This is a genomic window from Sphingomonas sp. PAMC 26621 (assembly GCF_000251145.1).
In the GTDB taxonomy this organism is placed as follows: domain Bacteria; phylum Pseudomonadota; class Alphaproteobacteria; order Sphingomonadales; family Sphingomonadaceae; genus Sphingomonas.
Genome location: NZ_AIDW01000037.1, coordinates 152,373 through 170,756, shown reverse-complemented (window position 1 = coordinate 170,756; position 18,384 = coordinate 152,373). Strand labels below are relative to the sequence as shown.

Below are 18,384 nucleotides of genomic sequence, written 5' to 3'. Positions count from 1 at the left end.
GCGGTTTTGGGTACACGCACCTCAAAATCAGGAGCGCTTCTCCGGCGAAGGCCGGGGCCCAGTAGCGAAGGGGGTTGCAACAACGCGCTGCGCTCGCAACCATATCGCCCGCTACTGGGCCCCGGCCTTCGCCGGGGAAGCGCCTTTATGCGTGCATTCATTTTATCGGCGTGACGCCGCGTTGTTCCAAGGATTCCCATGACCGACCAGAAATGTGGCCTCGTTGCCGTCCTCGGCGCCCCCAATGCGGGCAAGTCGACGCTCGTCAACGCGCTCGTCGGGCAGAAGGTCGCAATCGTCAGCCCCAAGGCGCAGACCACCCGCGTCCGGCTGATGGGCGTCGCGATCGAGGGCGACACGCAGCTGCTGCTGGTCGACACGCCCGGCATCTTCGAACCCAAGCGCCGCTTCGACCGTGCGATGGTGCAGGCGGCATGGGGCGGGGCGGAAGGCGCGGACGTGCTCGCGCTGGTGGTCGATGCCAAGGGCGGGCTGCCGACCAAGGTCACCGACATCGCGACCGCGATCAAGGACCGACCCGAACCCAAATATCTGATTCTCAACAAGGTCGATCTGGCGGACAAGGCCAAGCTGCTGCTCCACGCCGAGCGGCTCAACGGCCTCGTCGCGTTCGACGAGACGTTCTTCGTCAGCGCCTCGACCGGGGACGGCCTGCCCGAGTTGAAGGCGCATCTTGCTGCGCGGATGCCCGCCGAGCCGTGGCATTTTCCCGAGGATCAGGTGTCCGACGCGACCGAGCGCAGCCTTGCGTCGGAAGTGACACGCGAGCAGATCTTTCTCCAGCTCCATGCCGAACTGCCCTACGCGTCGGCGGTCGAGACCGAGCAATATCTCGAGCGCGAGGACGGATCGGTCGAGATCCACCAGCAGATCCTGGTCGAACGCCCGACGCAGCGCGCGATCGTGCTCGGCAAGGGCGGCACGCGGATCAAGGAGATCGGCGCACGCGCGCGGACCGAGCTGAGCAGCATCATGGGGCGGCCGGTGCATCTGTACCTGCACGTCAAGGTCCGTCCGGGCTGGGACGACGAGCGCGACGTCTATCGCGACATGGGGCTCGACTGGGTGGAGTGAGGCGCGCGCTTTCGCGCCGGTTTTGCTTCCCCCTTCTTACTTCCCCGGCGAAGGCCGGGGCCCAAGAGCGGAGCGGTCGAAGGCCGGGCGATGCGCTCCGTTACCCTGGACATCACGACTGGGCCCCGGCCTGCGCCGGGGAAGTGCGCGGTGGGGTTCAGCCCGGCCTTCGAGAGACCTCTGCAAAAGTTGGTTTGCCGACTGGTCCTTTGCTGTTTTCCCGCGAAGGCGGGAATCCAGGGCCAAGCAAAACAACAGCTTACGGTTCTCGTGACTCCTGGACTCCCGCCTTCGCGGGAGAACACCTGTGGTTTCGCAGAGCTCTCGCCTTCGCCGACGAAGCGCGCGGTGGGATTCAGCGTAGCATCGCCTCGACCCATTCCGGCACCAGCACCCCCGCCGCCCCGAGCCGCGTCTCGTGGAAATAGGCGCTCCCCGCCGACCGCTCGAGATTGAGCTCCAACGTCCGCGCGCCCGCATAGCGCGCACCCTGAACGAACCCGGCGGCGGGGTAGACCGCGCCCGACGTACCGATAGATACGAACAGGTCGGCATCCGCGAGCGCACGTTCGATCCGCTCCATCTGGTACGGCATCTCGCCGAAGAACACGATGTCCGGGCGCAGTTCCGGCGCGCCGCAATGGCCGCACACCGACCCCGGCGGGAGCGCTTCGGTCCACTGCACGCGCGCGCCGCACGCCGCGCAGAGCGCCGACTGTAGCGCGCCGTGCATGTGGAGCAACCGCGTCGCGCCTGCGCGTTCGTGCAGGTCGTCGACGTTCTGCGTCACGATCAGCAATTGCCCGCGCCATTCGGCATCGAGCCGGGCGAGCGCCGCGTGCGCCGGGTTGGGCACGACGCCCGCCAGCGCCGCGCGGCGCGCATCGTAGAAGCGATGCACCGGCACCGGATCGGCGGCGAGCGCCTCCGGCGTGCAGACGTCCTCGACCCGGTGGCCTTCCCACAGCCCGCCCGGCCCGCGGAAGGTGGCGATTCCGCTCTCGGCGGAAATGCCCGCGCCTGTCAGAACCACGATGTTTTCGGTCTCTCGCATGGTATCCTTGTACGCGAGGCTCTAGAGGCCCGGGAGAGGAATTTACGAAAGGCACGCGCGATGACCGCGATCGGGATTATCGGGAGCGCGGGGCGCATGGGGCAGGCGCTCGCGGCGGCGGTGCCCGACCTTGGCGCGACGCTCGTCGGGGGAATCGACGCGGGCGGCGATCCGGCGGCGCTGGCGCATGACGCCGACGTGCTGATCGACTTTTCCGCCCCCTCCGCGCTCGAGCGCAACCTCGCGGCGGCGCGGCTGACCGGCACGCCGATCCTGATCGGGACGACCGGGCTCACTCCGACGCATCACGCGCTGGTCGATTCGGCGGCGAGCGACATCGCGGTGCTGCAGACCGGCAACGTCTCGCTCGGCGTGACGCTGCTGGCGAAGCTGGTGCGCGAGGCCGCGGCGCGGCTCGGCCCCGAATGGGATATCGAGATCGCCGAGATGCACCACCGCCACAAGGTCGACGCGCCCTCGGGCACCGCGTTGCTGCTCGGCGAGGCGGCGGCGGCGGGGCGGGGCGCACCGCTTGCCGAGCTGCGCGTGGCGGACCGCGCGGGGCTGGTCGGCGCGCGCTCGGAAGGGACGATCGGCTTTGCGTCGCTGCGCGGCGGATCGGTCGCGGGCGACCATCTCGTCGTGTTCGCGGGCGAGGGCGAGCGGATCGAGCTTGGCCACCGCGCGGAGAATCGCGCGATCTTCGCGCGCGGCGCGATCACCGCGGCGTTGTGGCTCGCGGGGAAGCCGGTCGGGCGCTACGGGATGGAAGAGGTGCTGGGGGTTTGAATAAGGCCGACGTCGTCGAGTTTTACGCGCGGCTCGCCGCCGACAACCCGCACCCCGAGACCGAGCTCGCGGCGGGCAACCCGTTCCAGCTCGTCGTCGCGGTCGCCCTGTCGGCGCAGTCGACCGATGTCGGGGTCAACAAGGCGACGCGGCTGCTGTTCGAGGACGTCAAGACGCCCGAGCAGATGGTCGCGCTCGGCGTGGAGGCGCTCAAGACGCATATCAAGACGATCGGGCTGTTCAACACCAAGGCGAAGAACGTGATCGCCTTGTCGCAGAAGCTGATCGACGACCATGATGGCGTGGTGCCGAACGACCGTGCGGCGCTCGAACAGCTTCCCGGGGTCGGGCGCAAGACCGCCAATGTCGTGCTCAACGTCGCGTTCGGTGCGGAGACGTTCGCGGTCGACACGCATATCTTCCGGGTCGGCAACCGCACCGGCCTCGCGCGCGGCAAGACCCCGCTCGCGGTCGAGCTCAAGCTCGACAAGGCGACGCCGCAGCCGTTCCGGCTCCACGCGCACCATTGGCTGATTCTCCACGGGCGCTATGTCTGCAAGGCGCGCACCCCCGAATGCTGGCGATGCAGCGTTGCCGATCTCTGTGCGTTCAAGCCCAAGACGCCCGCGCCGAAGCCCCGCGCCGATCCGCGTCCAGCACGGGAGTGAGTTGCATGCGCCTGATCCTCGCCGCCGTCGCGCTGCTGTCCGCCACCACCGCCGCCGCCGCGCGCGAGCAGATCCCGGTCGCCACGCCCGACGGGGAATCGGTGTCGTGCGTACCGCTGATCCAGATCCGCGAAACCCGCGTGCGCGACGACCGGACGATCGATTTCATCATGAGCGGCCGCAAGGTCTATCGCAACACGCTGCCGTCCTCCTGCCCGAGCCTCGGGTTCGAGCAGCGCTTCAGCTATGCCACCAGCCTCAGCCAATTGTGTTCGACCGACATCATCACGGTGCTGTACCAGGCGCCGTATCTGACCCCGGGCGCGAGCTGCGGGCTCGGGCAGTTCCAGCCGGTGACGCTGGCACGCTGAATCGCGCGCGTTTGGGCTGGCGTCGGCGCGCGGGCTTTGCTAGGCGAGCAGTCAGGCACCCGTAGCTCAGCTGGATAGAGCGCTGCCCTCCGAAGGCAGAGGCCACTGGTTCGAATCCAGTCGGGTGCACCATTTTCGGTTCTACCGGAATGACTGGCTACGATTTCCCGAAAATTCGTTGTGCGTTCCCCAAGTGTGAGCATTGGTATTTAACCACGCTCCCGTTATGTTCTAACGATTGTGGGCTCGGGGGCGAGCATGCAGGAACGCTTTGTCGGCGATGAGAACCTGACCGATAGCCTCGCGACGATGCCGGTGATCATCGCCAGCATTGCGTTCATGCTGATCTTGTATCTTGCGGGCAATGCGAAGTTCGCGACCATTTACGTTTTCAATAAGAGCGAGGGACGATCTCGCCTAACGGACGCCTCGACCAAAATTGGGCGTCAAATCTCTGGCAAGCCTTTTACCGTTCACATGATCGGATCCAAGCCGTTCAGCGCGCGCAGGCGTCGTTGAGCAGTCAGGAGATCTTTCGCCGTGGCGGGTGCGCCTTGTCCTGCAGCATCGCGTTCGGCCTGGGCGTGGCTGTCGGCTTCTTTCTCTTTTGGCTCGATGACCAATGGACGCCGTTTATCGACCAACCCACCGCAGCAAGCTATGCGCTTGATTATGCGCGGGACCTGTGTGGCAGGGGCGTGGGTTTCCGCACAGGCGTCTGCACCCACAGGATAACATCCGTGCAGGAGAGCAAGGACGGTTGGATGTTCGGTGTTCTGTCCGCCGACCGCGAGACGGCTGCGCTTATCCTCGTCAGTCGTAAGGGCGCGATGGAGGCTGAGGGTATGCGGGTCGAAACGGTATCCCTTGCCAAGAAATCGATAACGCGCCGGTGAAGCAGGCCGTCAGGAAAACCGCGCCCTTTGCGTTTGCAAACGATCCGTCTCATGCGCAGCCATTGATCCTGCAAGCGGCACCGAAATTTCTCAACGTTCTCGGTGCCTAACATTATCATGCCGGATGCAGCGCAATCGTCCCATCAGGAACGCTTCGGTCACTGCGAATTCCCTAGAAGTTGATATCCTGCCCAAGGCACGCGGTCCTCTCCGCCCGGCGACTGGCGGCATGTTCGCCCTATGCTCGTTTTTTCGGGCACCGCCGCGTCAAGCGGCTTCTATCCTCGCCTTTGCAACTGCCGAAAGACGCCGCACGCCGAAGGCTCGGGCGACTTCAGCGGTATTTTTGTTCAGGCGAGCGATATGCAGTTCAGCAAGGGCGATGTCCTCGATCTCACGCACGTCCTCGCTGCGCGCCGGGTACCGCGCCAGATGCCAGCCAGATTGCGAAACACCGTCCGCCCATATGAAGCGGCCTCCACCAGCCTCTTCTTCGACCACGTGCGATTGCTCCACGATCGCCATCACGCGATCGCGGATAATCCTCCCGGTGCGTTGGAAGCCGTGTGCTCTAGCAATCCGCTGGACAAGCAGCCCCTCGGCAATTGGCGCTTCCACGGACAGCGCATGGCCGATGAGGGACCGTAGCGCCGTATCGTAGGAAGGATCGTAGAAGCGTTCGGCATCGATGGTCGGCGCCAGCACCGCGAAATCCGTCGCTCGATAGAGGCCATCGTCGTCAGCGACCAGGATCGTAGCCTGCTCGGGTTCGACACGGCGGGCGTAGCTGTCTTCTCGCGCTGATGTTTGTGTGCTTTGTGGTGCGGCCATCTCCGTCGCGACGACGGGTTCGGCCGGAATACCACCTTCTTCGGAAGACACTACGACTGGATCGGGTTCGGCGATTGGCGGCGTGACCCGGACTGCTTCGACGGCGGCAGGTTTGCGGGCGGCTACGGCGGTGCGATCGGCCGCTAGCAATGCTTCGATCTGGTCGTGCAGCCGGTCGGCGGCCCGGTCCTTGTCGATCCACCAGTCGGTGGACCAGATGCGCAGGAGACTCCAGCCGAGACTTTCGAGGATGGCGGCCCGCACCTTGTCGCGGTCGCGCGCGGTGGCGGCGCTGTGGTAGGCGGCGCCGTCGCATTCCACACCAACAAGGTAATCCCCCGGCCGGTCGGGGTGGACGATGCCCAGATCAATACGGAATTTGGAGACGCCGACCTGCGGCACGACCGTCCAGCCCCGACGGCGCAGCGCCATCGTCACCGCCTCTTCGAAGGGTGAGTCCGCCCCGCCCAACGATCCCTTGTTCGCTTCCGCCAGCGCGCGGGGGCCACGGTCGGCGAATTCGATGAAGGCCTTGAGGTCGCGGACGCCCTCGGACGACGTGCGGGTCAGGTCGATCATGCCGGGGTCAAAGGACGTGAAGATCTTCATTTCGCGCCGCGCACGTGTTGCCGCGACGTTGAGCCGCCGCCAGCCGCCGCTGGGATTGAGCTTGCCGAACGACATCGACATCGTCTTGCCGGCCGGTTCCGTCGGGCCGAAGTTGACGCCCAGGAGAATGACGTCGCGCTCGTCGCCCTGCACGGTCTCCAGGTTGCGGATGCACACCGGTTCCCGTCGCTCCTGATCGAAATGGGGCACGATCTCGGGGTGAGCGCGCTGCGCCTTGTCGAGCAGGTCCTCGACCAGCCGCATCTGCTCGGCGTTCATCGTGATGATGCCCAGCGTGAGCGGGGACCCTTTTTCGTCGACGAAGCCAGGATCGCGCAGCCGTAGCACCGCTTCGTCGACGATTGCCTGAGCTTCGATCGGATTGGTGCGCGCACCGGCGGTGTAGACGCCGGGAACGCGCTGCCATGTAACCGCGCTTGGCCGCGTCTCGGGCGCAGGGAAGGTGACGAGCTTGCCTTGGTAATATCGCGTGTTCGAGAAGGCGATCAGGCTCTCGTGACGGCTTCGGTAGTGCCAGTCGAGACTGTGTTGCGGTACCCCTGCGGCGATACACTCGTCCAGGATGCTCGGCATGTCCTGATCGGTATCATCGTCGATGGTTGCGGTGCCCGCGCTCCGTTCGAAATTGTTACTCGGCGGCATTTGGCGTGGATCGCCTGCGATAATGACCTGTCTGCCGCGCGCCATTGCGCCGATCGCATCCCAAGGCGTGATCTGTGATGCCTCGTCGAATATCACCAGATCGAACATTGCCTGATCGGTCGGCAAATATTGCGCGATCGACAGGGGACTCATCAGCATACAGGGGGCGAGCCTGGTAAAGGCATCCCCCATTTCCGCAGCGAGTTTGCGGATCGGCATGCTGGGGCGCTGCAACTGGAGCTGGTATTTCAGCGTACCGTAGCCGTCCTTTTTGCCGACTTCGCTCTTATCAGGGATCAAGCCGCAGAGCTTGGCGCGAATATATCGGGAAGACAGGTTGCTCATTCGGTCGTCGAGTTCGCGGAAGCGTGCGATGCGGTCATCCTGCTCGCCCGCCATGAATCGGGTGAGCAAAGGCTCCTGATCGATTCGCGTAAAGGCGAACCACCGCGCATAGGCCGTTTCGAACGTTTCCACCGCGCGTTCGGAGGCAACGGCCCCGCGCTCGATCGCCTCGACAAGCGGCACCAGTCCGGCCTGAATGGCTTCGTCACGGACCCGCCGCCAATTCGCCCAATCTCGCAGTCGGCGTGCATGCAACACAATGGCGTGCGCGCGGGTTCTGTGATCGTCAAAGCTCGCGCCCGGTGCCGCGCCGGACAGCGCGTCGAAGCGCGTCAGCAAGGTATCGAGGGTTTCAAGGGCCTGGCGGAGCCGGCCGGTGGCAATCGCAACCGCACCGTCTGCGGCAAGCATGTCATTGGCATCCACCACCAAGGTCGACGTCGCGACGCGTAATGCTGCGAGAGACTCCGGACCTTCTGCTTCGCTGGCGATCGCCACCCGCAAGCGTTCGGCACGCGCGATGGTCTGCTCGATCCGATCCGGATCGCTGGCCAGTCCTGCCCAGCCGGGAATACCTGATGCCAGGAGTGCGAGGGTGTCGATCTGCGTCAGCAAGTCGCGCATCGCAGCAAGACGTGGCAGGTCTGTTTCGACATCGACCAAGCCGGATGCTTCGCCCGCCAGCGCGAGGCTGCGCGTAACCTTCCGCTTTGCCAGTGTCGCAAGAAACCAAAACTTGCCCGACGCCGTCTTCCAGGCGGCGCGCATCGCGTCGATATCGATGTGGCGTGCCGCCTCCGGCGCGTAGGCCGCGCTCAGGGCACGCTCCTGCTCGCGATAGCGCGTTATCACCGCCAGCCCATCCCGCGCCGCCCGGACGTGGTCCACCATATCGGGCGCAAAGGCGAAGCGGAGGTCGTGGCCGTGCATCGACACACACAGGTCGGTGAAGGCGAGTAAGGCGCCAAGCCGACGGCGTTCGGCACCGAAAAGCGGCAGTCGCACCGCGACTGCGATGCCGTCGCGCGCCGCCTCGACGGCGTCGATCGTACTCGGCACGTCGCCAGCAACAGCGGCAAGCTCCTCCTGCCAGCCGTTCGACCAATCCGAGCACGCCACCCCATCGAGATCGGCGGGAAGATCCTCCACGGCCTTGCGCGCGATCCCGATGCGCCGGGCGATGTCGCGGAAGCGGGCGATATCGTCGGCCGAATGCACCACCGAAGGTTGCAAGGCGAATTTCGGCGTGGTGCTTCCGGCATCGCGCACGGTGCGGCCGATCGCCCGGTGAATCGTAAGACCGTTGGGTTCGCGTCGATGCAGCAGCGCGACCACGTCGTTGAGTTCGTCTCGCGCGCGGCGAGTCTCTGCCGCTTCGCGATCCCAATCTTCCTGGCTGAGCGCATCGCGCGCGGTCCAGGCGCTATCGAGTTGCTTGAGCACGGCCGATTTGGTCGCCTTGGCCGAGTGCAGCTCCAGGCAAAAGGGGCCGAGCCCCTTGTCCGCAAGACGGCGTTGCACGACTTCCAGCGCCGCACGTTTTTCGGCCACGAACAACACGCGGCGTCCGAGCGCGAGGTTGTGGGCGATCATGTTCGCGATGGTCTGCGACTTGCCGGTCCCCGGCGGCCCGTCGAGGACGAAATCGCGCTGCTCGGCGGAGGCCACGACCGCCACTAATTGCGAACTGTCCGCTGGCAGCGGGGTGAAAAGCGCCGCGGGGTCAACTTTCGCGTCCATTTCCTCGGGCCGGGGAAACCCACCCTTGTCGATCTGGACCGACCCATCGCGATCAATCAAATGGCGGACCAGCGGGCTTTCGCGCAGACGATCTGCGCGGTCCACCAGATCCTTCCACATCAGATATTTGGCGAAGGAGAAGGTGCCGAGCGCGATCTCCGGTACGACTTCGAAACCGACCATGTCCCGCACGGCAGTCCGCACGGTTCGCCATATGCCCGCAACGTCGATGCCGCTTTTGTCCTTTGGCAGATCGCCGTCGAGGCCCGGAATAGTGAGCTCGAAATCCTGACGGAGCAGTTCCAGCAAGGTCAGGTTGAAGCGGGGCTCGTCTTCGTGCGCCAGCATGGCCATACCCGAAAGCGCGCTCTTGCGTTCGAGCCTGATCGGCAAAAGGATCAGCGGGGCACGGTAGACCTTTTCCTCGGACGCAGTTTTCTTCCATTTTAGGAAACCGAGGGCGAGGTAGAGCGTGTTGGAGCCGCCTTCCTCAAGGTCGGTACGGGCCTTGCGGTAGAGTTCGACCAGCGCGGCATCGAGCATGCCCTTGGGAAGAAGCGACAGGGCCTCACCGCGTGCAATCGCCTGGGCGGCCACTTCGAGACGCAAGCTGGTCTGCGTCTGCTGCTCGTAGAGTTTCTCGTCACGGCCACCGACATCGAGATCGGGCATCGGTACGATCCGGACCTTGCGCCCATCGGCGAGCAAATCTTCGAGCGCCCCCGGATCGGGGCAGAGCAGCCGGATGACGCTCTTGCCATCCCGCAGGTTCAGCAGATTGTTGCTCGTCGTCAGGTTCAGCAACTTGCGTTGCCACTGGAGGATCCGCCCGGCTGCAGTCGGTGCTGCCTCCGTCCCCTCGACGTCGAACGCTGGCAGGGCGGGGGCCGCTTCCAGGCCCTCTACCACCATAGCGGTGTCGGGACCGGCTGGGTGATTCGCGACTGTGACCCCGAGCGGGCGGATTTTCTGCATGCGCGCACGTCGGACATCGACCACCATCTGGAAACGCGGGTCCGCTTCTTCGGCGATCTGGCGTCGGGCGGCGGCCATGGCTTGGCTGAAGCTGGCTGGCGTGCTCTGGGTTGCCAAGGTCGTCTCGAACACGACGAGATCGTCGACATCGAAGCGCCGTCGGAGGGCGGCGGCCTCCTCGGTCACCAGTGCGGCAAACTCGATCGGCTGCAACCAGACGCCGACGAAGGCATGGCCTTCGGTGAGGATCAGAAGCGGATTGAGACTGGCCTGCTCCAACGCCGCCGCGAACAGCAAGGCGGTGTCGAGGCAGGTGGCCAGCCGTCCGTCCAGGATTTGCGACGGCGTGCGGACTTTCTGGCCGGTTCGTCCAAAGCTCGCGGGTGGAAGGGCGTAGGAGATCCGCAGGCCCGACACCGCCGACCAGATTGCGGACGCAAGTTCCCAGACCCGCTCGCGCTTGCCCGACTGATACCCGTCGATGCCATCGGGTTTTCCAGCGCTGCGCAGCACGTCCGAAGCACCCTTCAGCACGCGGTCTATGGCGGGATCGTTCGGCATGACGAACGCGGGCAAAAGCTCGGCCATCGAACCCATGCCGCCCCACTGATTATGCGCCAGCAGTTCCACAGGATGCAGCACCTCGGCGAGAATCGCACCGACGCTGTCGGTCAGCGTGAGCGTGAGCGACCCGACAAGGCTTTCGGTGAGCTCATTCAGCAAAGTCGCATTGAGCCTGATATCGCGGTCCGCGATCCGCAGAACGTCGCCGGGCATCATTGCGTCGATTCGCCACGTCTTGCTTTGCACGAACTGGGGGTCCGCCATCAGCGACAATTTCAGATGATTCGCGCCGACGTCTGCGGGAGCCGAAACACTCAATTCGTGTATCATCGGAATCGCATTTTGATGGGTAGCGAAGCCGATTTTGGCCGCCACTGCAGCCTCTATAGCCCAAGTCATCTGCGCTCGCCCCCCAGCGTATCCAATACGAAAGTATGAAGCGCAATAAGCTCCCATCGCAATGAAATTCTAAGGGGCGAAGGTGACGCCGTCTGACGGGAAGGGACAAATGTGCAAATGCAAGTCATCGGAGAAATCACGATATCAGCGTGGCATCGGAATTTCCCAATGATCTGAGTGCCCATCGCTTTTAGTGCGGATGCACCAATCATAGGTGCAGAGAAGCGCGCTTTCCGCGGATCGGCCATCAAGACGTGCGGTGTCCCTATCAACCTGCCGCAAGGTGTGTTGCGGCAATAGGTTCGTCCTGTTCCCAAATTAGATGGTCAGCGCGAAGCGTCCAGCGATCCTAATTAGCTGCCCGGCTCCGGCCGAACGCTAGAAGGTGCGGTACACGATTCCGGGCGCCGGCTGCGACAGTACGGCAACGAAGAGGAAGGAAGCGATTGACAGCAGCGTCACGAACGCGGTTCGCGTGGCGGGATGTCGTAGGACTATATACAGATGCGGGCTTGCGCGCGAAGCCTGAAAGACTGTTTCCCACAGCGCCAGTCCTACCGTTGCGATCAGCCACAACAGCGCGATGGCGATCAGCCACGACCCGCCCGCGGCGCCCGCAAATGCTTGGCCTATTTGCGTCCAGCTTGCCCAAAACCACAGCAGCGACAGCGCAAACCAACTGAAGGTCAGGCCGCGCGCGCACATTGCGTAGACCGGCTGTGCTGCCAGCGCGCGGTAGGGTTTGCGTCCGAGGCGGTTCGACAAAAACACCTGCCATGCCTTGTTCACGGCCACGCCGCCGCCCTGCAGTACACCGAACACCGCGAATTCTGACGTCCGTCCGTGCCAGATGCCGATCAGGAAGAAGGTGACGAAGAAGCAGGCGATGCCGAACACCTGTTCGAGTGCCGGGCTGGGAAAGCGGCGCATCAGCGCAATCAGGAGTGGATTGTAGACGTAACTCTTGAGCCAACCCGACAGCGTGATGTGCCAGCGGTTCCAGAAATCGAGGAACGACGTGGCCGAGAAGGGGCGATTGAAATTCTCCGGCAGGCGCAGCCCCATCAGGCACGCAATGGCGATGACGATGTCGATATAGCCGGAAAAATTGCAGTAGAGGAAAAACGGATAGCTACCGATCAGCCGGGCGAAAGCGAACACGTGTGTGCTAGCCACTTCCGACCGTGCCAGTTCAGCAAAGGCGTCGAGCTGTATCATGCTGAGCAGCAGCCCGAGGACGTTGACCTTGAAGAAGCCGATCGCGATCCGTTCCAGCTGCGCACCGATGGTGGCGACGTCGAGCCGCGGCGCTGTGTCAGCGAGTTGGCCGTGGAAATCGTCGAAGCGCTGGATCGGGCCGGAAATCAACGTCGTGAAATTGAGCGTATAGGCAACGTAGCTCGCCGGGCGCAGTGCGGTGGCAAAGGCGGGCCGCCGCGCCTCGATTGCGAGATGCAGCACGCGAAAGAAAATGTAGCTCAGGCCGAGCGTCACATACGGAATGGCCAGAAAGCTTGCTTCGGGCAGAAAGCTGTAGCGCTTGAGCCACGCGAACGCGACGATCAGCAGGAGGACTGTCACCAGCCGCGCCCACGGTACGCCACGTCGCGCCGCGTCGATCCCGACATATCCCATCACGAGGAAGCCAAGAAGCGGTAGAAGATCAAGCAACCGCGGTGCGAGCGCCACCAGGAAGATCGCGCTCACGGCAATCAGTACGCCGGAACGCCAAGCCGGTGCGCGACTGAGGTTGGCGATCACGGCGGCGATCAGCCCGAACAGGATCAATGGGACCGAAGCGCTGTCGAGACCGCTCACTTGGCGGCTCCAACGGGAGGGATCGCGTTTGAGCGCACCAACGCATCAGCCAGCATGCGGGCAAGCATTGTGTGGCCTTCAGGCGGCAGATGCTCGTCCACTGGGAAGAACAAGTCGCCGGCATTCGCTTGGCCCGCCACGTCGCGTGTCATATCGACATAGCGCGCGCCATGCGCAACCACGACGCGCTTCACTAGCCGCCCAAGCAGGTGCGGGTCATAGCCTGCCGGCCAGTTATGCTCCGCCAACATGATGGTCTGCGGGCGGCTTGGCAGTAGCGTGACAATCAGTGGCACCCCGGCTTTTTTCGCGCGCGCTGCAACAAGGTCCAGCGAGCGGCTGAAGCTGGCGAGGCCCGCGTCCAAAGCCGGCGTTGGCCGGTCGCGCAAATAATCGATCGCCGGACCCTGCGCGAGCGTGTGGCTCAGATACTGACTCTGGCTGCTGTAGAGATAATGCCGCAGCATGAAGACGGTCCGCGTGTCGCTCACGTCCGCGATCAAGCGGCGCCACGCGCGGGCGGGTACCGTAGCAAGAGTATGCGGCTCCGCGGTCGGCATTAGCGCGCCGCCGACCTTTTCTGCGGGCGCCTCAACGCCCTCCTGCACACCACCGATATAAGGCAGGATCAGGCGGCCGTTGACGATGTCGAACGGCGTCAGCGTCCACACGATCATGTCGGGGTGCGCCGCGATCATCGGCGCGGTGCGCAGTGCGAGGCTGGCGGGGGTTCCCCATTGCATGCTCTCATTGAACACGTCGATCGACCGCCCGGTGCGCGCCGCCAGCGCCGGGCCGAGCTTGGCGGCGAAACTCTGTTCGCGCGCCACGTGCATGCCGAACGAAATGGACGAGCCGATCAGCACGATCCGATACGCCCCAGCGGGCGCCGGACCGCAGCCCTGTGGCGTGCGGAAGCCGCAGGGGTTGAACCGGTACTCCACCGCCGCGCTCTCGAAGATCTTCTGACGGCAGACGGTGTCCGGCCTGGCGCGAACGCCGGTCGCGGCGTCGCCAGTCACCAGGCAGGCGAGCGTGGAAGTCGGCGATTCTCGGAAAAGGGACCGCGCGAGCAATTCCGCGCTCGCGCAAAACAGCACGAATGTCAGCACCGCAACCGCGACACATGAGATAGCAAAGCGCCTCGACAGCACTGTACCTGACTCGCTTACGCCCCTGATCAAACCCGCCCCCGATAACCTTTTGATGAACCGTGAGGTTCTTACCGCCCGCCTCCACCTTGCATACTTCGACTGTAGGGTGCAACTGCAGGGCGACCCGAACGGAGCTGCCGCATGACCAGAGAAGACGTGATCTCGAAGCTGGTAATTGTCATGGAAGACGTGTTCGATCTCGACGATCTCGATTATGCTGACAATCTAACCGCAGGTGACATTCCGGAATGGGATTCACTCAGCCATGTACGGTTGATGGTCGCAGTCGAGCGCGCCTTTGCAATCCGTTTTACCAGCAGCGAGATCGAGGATTTCAAGGTGCTCGGTGATCTCGTCACCGCGATTGCGGCCAAGGCGGCGGGTTGATACGGTGAGCGACACGAGTTCGACCCTGCCTTGGCTGCTGCCGCCACCGGTCGATTTCCGACAGCAAGTCAAAACGCTGGCCCAGGGAGATGCAACCAACCTGTCCGCGCTGCGGCGGCTGGCAGCGACGGCGATGAGCATCGATCAACTCGGGCAGATGAGCAAGGCGGTCACTACGATCGCCCCGCGCCTGACCGGGCTGACGCCAATGACGCTGGCGTTGGTCGGCTCGCACACGCTTGATTACGTCGCGCAGGCGCTGGTCGCGACCGGTGTGCGCCACGGCCTGCTGTTGTCGCTCGTCAAGGCAGATTACGGCCTCGTCGCGCAATCCGTGCTCGATCCCGGCTCGCCGATCGCTGCCGTCAAGCCCGATGCGGTGCTGCTTTCGCTCGATCCGGCGATGCTCGGTTTGGCCAGCGCGCAACTCGACTCCGGGGCGGCGGAGGCGGCGGTCGACGGCGCGATCGCGCAGGTTACGATGCTCGCTGCCGGCATCCGCGAGCAAATCGGCGCAACTGCCGTGTTGCAGACCCTACCCGAACCGGCCGACAGCCTGTTCGGCGGCTACGACACGCGCGTCGCGGGTTCACCGCGCGCGATGATCGCAGCGTTCAACCGCCGGCTGACACAAGAGGTGGTGCGCGGCGGTGACCTGCTGATCGATGTCGCCTTCGCCGCCGCCAGCTTCGGCCTCGATCGCTGGCACGATCCGCGCGCCTGGCACAGCGCCAAGATCGCGCTCTCGCTCGAGGCGATACCGCTCTACGCCGACCATGTCTGCCGCGTGCTTGGCGCGGCGAGGGGCAAGGCGCGCAAATGCCTCGTGCTCGATCTCGACAATACGGTCTGGGGCGGAATCATCGGCGATGACGGGCTTGAGGGCATTCGCATCGGTCAGGGCAACGCGACAGGTGAAGCGCATCTCGCGGTGCAGGCGCTGGCCCTCCAACTGCGGGGGCGCGGCATCATCCTCGCGGTATGCTCGAAGAACGAGGAGACCAACGCGCTGCTGCCGTTCCGCGAACACAAGGACATGCTGCTGCGCGAGGCGCATATCGCCGCCTTCGTTGCGAACTGGACCGACAAGGCGGCCAACCTTAGGCACATCGCCGAAACGCTCAACATCGGCACGGACGCGCTGGTGTTCCTCGACGACAACCCGGCCGAACGCGCGATCGTCCGGCAGGAACTGCCCGAGGTTGCGGTGCCGGAGGTCGGCGACGACCCGGCGCTATACCCCGGCATGCTGACGCGTGCCGGCTATTTCGAGGCGTTGTCGTTCGGTGCCGAAGATGCGCAGCGTGCCGCCTTCTATCAGGACAATGCACAGCGCCGCACCGCGGCGGCAAGTGCGACCAATCTCGATGACTATCTCGCATCGCTCGATATGGTGCTGGAAGCACGCCCGTTCGACGCGCAGGGCCGGTCCCGGATTGCGCAACTGATCAACAAGTCCAACCAATTCAATTTGACGACCCGTCGCTATGGAGAAGACGAGGTCGCTGCGTTCGAGCGTGATTCCGAAGCCTTCACTCTGCAAGTGCGGCTTGCCGACCGGTTCGGCGACAACGGCATGATTTCGGTCATCATCTTCCGCAAGGGCAGCGACACCTGGGAGGCGGACAGCTGGCTGATGAGCTGCCGCGTGCTCGGCCGGCGCGTCGAGCAGGCGGTTCTGGCGATCGTTGCCAAGGCGGCCCGCGCGGAGGGCGCCCGGCAGCTCGTTGGCCGGTATATTCCGAGCGAGAAGAACGCGCTCGTCCAGGACCACTATGCAAAGCTGGGGTTTTCAAAAGTGAAAACCGAAGAGGACGGCACGACGAAGTGGATGTTGTCGCTAGCGGGTTATGAAGCTTCGACGCTTCCGATGGTATCGAATTAGCGCAGGTAATTATCAGGCCACCTCACGCGGACGGCGATGGTGCCGATCGCAACCCAGCGATCGGCATCCGGCTCAACTGATCGAAGCCTCGCGGTGCACCAGCCGCATCAGCCAGCGGAGCGCGCCGTCCAGCATGCTTCGACGCTCGGCATCGATGATGAGTCGGCCGGGGATGGGCTGGATGAACGCTGCGGGCCGTTCTGGCGCGTCGATCGCCGCGAGGAAGCGCAGACGGTACAGCGCCTCGCGCGGCTTCAGATGGTTCTGCGAATCTCCGTTGACCGCGATCGGCCCGCCGTTGGTCGAGACGAGCAGCGGCTGGTCGAGCGACTGCACCGCCGCCCGCCCGATCTCGAGCAGCCTTGCCGGCCGGGCGGACCGCGCGACGTCGTCGGGCACGAACCGGGCGTGCGCGGACTCCGCGATGCGTGCGAGGCCGGTCTCGCCGACAAAGGCCTGGATGTCGGCGCGGTCGGGGCTGACGATCTCGCCGCCGCCAATTCAGCGGCCCGCGTGGATTTCGGGACGAAGGTCGGCGACGATCCCGTCGATCGGCGCGCGCAGCACCAGCCGTTCCGCCAGGTCGCTGGCGCCCTTCAGCCGCGCGCGCTCGGCGGCGAGCTCGCGTTCGATCACCGCGCGGTTGGACAGGTCGATGCGATCCGCGCTCGATCGCGCGAGCTGCGTTTCGAGCCCGGCGATGCGCGCCGCGCTGCCCTGCTGGCTGGCGTGCAGGGCGGGGGCGCTCAGTTCGGCGATGATCTGCCCGCGGCGGACCGCCTGCCCGTCGGCGACGCGCACCGCGTCGATCCGCGCGGCATCCCCCGCGACGAGCGGTTCCGAATCGATCGGCGCGAGCAGCGCGGGGGCGCTGACGTGCCGGTCGAGCGGCAGGACCATCGCGACCAGCGCGAGCCCTGCCATGCCCAGCGTCCAGCGCCGGCGCTGGCTGCGGGCGATGTCGTGGCGCAGAAGTGTCCAGGCGCGGAGTTCGGCAAGGATGGGGCGCACGATGAAGACTCCGATCTCGATCGCGAACAGCAGGATGCCCGCGAGCTTGAAGAACAGATGATAGACCAGCAGCGCGATCCCGAAAAACAGCACCAGCCGGTAGATCCAGGTGAGCCACGCATAGCCGATCAGGAACCGGCGCAGCCGCAGCGGCAGATCCTCGGGCGGGGCATGGCCCAGCCCGAACAGCAGCTCGCGCAGCTGCCAGCGCCCCAGCGCGAAGGCGCGCGGCTGCAGATTGGGGACGCCGAGCAGGTCGGACTGGACGTAATAGCTGTCGAACAGGGTCAGCGGGCTGAGGTTAATGAACAGGCTGACCACCCAGCTCGACGTGGCGAGGACGAACATCGCGCTGCGCAGCGCGCCGTCGGGCAGCCAGAGCCACACGAAGGTGCATAGCGCCGCGGTCATCAGCTCGGCGGCGACGCCCGCGCAGTCGATCGCGATGCGCTGGCGGCGCGGCGGTGTCCGCAGTGGCGAGCTTGGCGAGCAGATCGCCGCCGTCCAGCAGGGGGCTATCCGACGATACGGCATCATGCGCGGTGACGATTGCCGCGCCATCGAACATCAACCGCGGCTCGAGCGGCATGAGGCACGCCATGCTGCTGGCGGGCCCAGGGAAAACCGCGTCTTGCCTGCCGTCTTCGAGACCATTGCGACTTCACCCAAAATCCGCCGGGACCCCGCGGCAACGCCGTCGGGCACCACCGTCCCCGGACGGTAGCGAACCCGTCGAAAGCCCCGCCGAAATCCGTAAGTCCCCCTTTGCCACTGTAGATGCGCGCAAGACGGTCCGGTCATGCTCGGTGCTTTTCGTCACCTGTGGATGCTGCGCAGTTGCCTGTTCGGCGCGTCTCACTCTCTACCCAGCTTCGGCTTCAGGTCGCTTCGTGCGCGCGGGCATTGGTGAGCATACGGGAGATCTTCCGCCGCAGCGGGGCCGCTGTCCTTCAGCGTTACGGTCGGCCACGGCGTGACGGCGGCTCCCGTGTTCTTCTGGCCGATGACCGAGGGGTGCCGCTGATCGATCAACCCACCGCCGCCCGCGGCGCGCGTGGATATGCACGCCACCTTTGCGGCAGGGAATGAGATGTTCGGCGTCGTGTCAGCCGACCCGCGGCTGACTGCGT

14 protein-coding genes and 1 tRNA gene are annotated in these 18,384 nt (G+C 64.9%); 9 read left to right on the top strand and 6 right to left on the bottom strand.

All coding sequences use genetic code 11. The features are described from left to right. Positions 1-198 precede the first annotated feature (198 nt). Positions 199-1,095, top strand: a complete 897-nt coding sequence (era, locus tag RI03_RS18460) for a GTPase Era (RefSeq protein WP_010161764.1) — start codon at positions 199-201, stop codon at positions 1,093-1,095. A gap of 355 nt (positions 1,096-1,450) precedes the next feature. On the opposite strand, the gene RI03_RS18455 is transcribed toward era, so the two are convergent. Further along, entirely contained in the window at positions 1,451-2,149 is a 699-nt protein-coding gene (locus RI03_RS18455) for an NAD-dependent deacylase (RefSeq protein ID WP_010219122.1), read from the bottom strand. 60 nt (positions 2,150-2,209) lie between these two features. On the opposite strand from RI03_RS18455, the gene dapB reads away from it, so the two are divergent. The 6 genes from dapB (at position 2,210) to RI03_RS18425 (ending at position 4,873) form a co-directional block, all read left to right on the top strand. Then, positions 2,210-2,938, top strand: coding sequence for a 4-hydroxy-tetrahydrodipicolinate reductase (gene dapB, locus RI03_RS18450; RefSeq protein ID WP_010219121.1), 729 nt, complete (start codon positions 2,210-2,212; stop codon positions 2,936-2,938). After that, positions 2,935-3,606 carry an endonuclease III gene (gene nth / locus RI03_RS18445; RefSeq protein WP_010219120.1) on the top strand — a complete coding sequence of 224 codons (672 nt, stop codon included), beginning with the start codon at positions 2,935-2,937 and terminating at the stop codon, positions 3,604-3,606. Before dapB ends, nth begins: the two co-directional genes overlap by 4 nt. A gap of 5 nt (positions 3,607-3,611) precedes the next feature. Further along, positions 3,612-3,977, top strand: a complete 366-nt coding sequence (locus RI03_RS18440) for a hypothetical protein (protein ID WP_010161769.1) — start codon at positions 3,612-3,614, stop codon at positions 3,975-3,977. 55 nt (positions 3,978-4,032) lie between these two features. Beyond that, positions 4,033-4,109: transfer RNA gene (locus tag RI03_RS18435), tRNA-Arg, on the top strand. A gap of 126 nt (positions 4,110-4,235) precedes the next feature. Continuing rightward, positions 4,236-4,496 carry a hypothetical protein gene (locus tag RI03_RS18430; RefSeq protein ID WP_010219119.1) on the top strand — a complete coding sequence of 87 codons (261 nt, stop codon included), beginning with the start codon at positions 4,236-4,238 and terminating at the stop codon, positions 4,494-4,496. After that, positions 4,493-4,873, top strand: a complete 381-nt coding sequence (locus RI03_RS18425) for a hypothetical protein (protein WP_010219118.1) — start codon at positions 4,493-4,495, stop codon at positions 4,871-4,873. The genes RI03_RS18430 and RI03_RS18425 overlap by 4 nt, the downstream gene beginning before the upstream one ends. Positions 4,874-5,140: 267 nt before the next feature. Here RI03_RS18425 and RI03_RS18420 read toward each other — a convergent pair whose 3' ends face one another. From RI03_RS18420 to RI03_RS18410, 3 genes are all read right to left on the bottom strand, one after another. Continuing rightward, a complete protein-coding gene (locus RI03_RS18420; protein WP_010219117.1) occupies positions 5,141-10,975 on the bottom strand; it encodes a DUF3320 domain-containing protein in 5,835 nt (1,944 codons plus the stop codon). Positions 10,976-11,377: 402 nt separating this feature from the next. Further along, complete coding sequence (locus RI03_RS18415; RefSeq protein WP_010219116.1) at positions 11,378-12,817, bottom strand: MBOAT family O-acyltransferase; 1,440 nt, start codon at positions 12,815-12,817, stop codon at positions 11,378-11,380. Then, entirely contained in the window at positions 12,814-13,929 is a 1,116-nt protein-coding gene (locus RI03_RS18410) for an SGNH/GDSL hydrolase family protein (RefSeq protein WP_010219115.1), read from the bottom strand. The genes RI03_RS18415 and RI03_RS18410 overlap by 4 nt, the downstream gene beginning before the upstream one ends. 183 nt (positions 13,930-14,112) lie before the next feature. Here RI03_RS18410 and RI03_RS18405 point away from each other — a divergent pair, with 183 nt between their 5' ends. After that, positions 14,113-14,358, top strand: coding sequence for an acyl carrier protein (locus tag RI03_RS18405; RefSeq protein ID WP_026046858.1), 246 nt, complete (start codon positions 14,113-14,115; stop codon positions 14,356-14,358). A gap of 4 nt (positions 14,359-14,362) precedes the next feature. Next, on the top strand, positions 14,363-16,243 hold the full coding sequence (locus RI03_RS18400; protein ID WP_010219113.1) for an HAD-IIIC family phosphatase: 1,881 nt from the start codon (positions 14,363-14,365) through the stop codon (positions 16,241-16,243). Positions 16,244-16,315: 72 nt separating this feature from the next. Here RI03_RS18400 and RI03_RS22375 read toward each other — a convergent pair whose 3' ends face one another. Both RI03_RS22375 and RI03_RS18395 read right to left on the bottom strand, forming a co-directional pair. After that, positions 16,316-16,642: a hypothetical protein gene (locus tag RI03_RS22375; protein WP_051007297.1), complete on the bottom strand. Its 327-nt coding sequence runs from the start codon at positions 16,640-16,642 to the stop codon at positions 16,316-16,318. 102 nt (positions 16,643-16,744) lie between these two features. Then, on the bottom strand, positions 16,745-17,791 hold the full coding sequence (locus tag RI03_RS18395) for a biotin/lipoyl-binding protein (RefSeq protein ID WP_051007296.1): 1,047 nt from the start codon (positions 17,789-17,791) through the stop codon (positions 16,745-16,747). Positions 17,792-18,384: the final 593 nt, after the last annotated feature.

What these genes read in the sequence shown, in the direction of transcription:
- era (WP_010161764.1), top strand. Translation starts at nt 199, where the DNA reads ATGACCGACCAGAAATGTGGCCTCGTTGCCGTCCTCGGCGCCCCCAAT.
- RI03_RS18455 (WP_010219122.1), bottom strand. Translation starts at nt 2,149, where the DNA reads ATGCGAGAGACCGAAAACATCGTGGTTCTGACAGGCGCGGGCATTTCC.
- dapB (WP_010219121.1), top strand. Translation starts at nt 2,210, where the DNA reads ATGACCGCGATCGGGATTATCGGGAGCGCGGGGCGCATGGGGCAGGCG.
- RI03_RS18440 (WP_010161769.1), top strand. Translation starts at nt 3,612, where the DNA reads ATGCGCCTGATCCTCGCCGCCGTCGCGCTGCTGTCCGCCACCACCGCC.
- RI03_RS18430 (WP_010219119.1), top strand. Translation starts at nt 4,236, where the DNA reads ATGCAGGAACGCTTTGTCGGCGATGAGAACCTGACCGATAGCCTCGCG.
- RI03_RS18405 (WP_026046858.1), top strand. Translation starts at nt 14,113, where the DNA reads ATGACCAGAGAAGACGTGATCTCGAAGCTGGTAATTGTCATGGAAGAC.
- RI03_RS18395 (WP_051007296.1), bottom strand. Translation starts at nt 17,791, where the DNA reads ATGATGCCGTATCGTCGGATAGCCCCCTGCTGGACGGCGGCGATCTGC.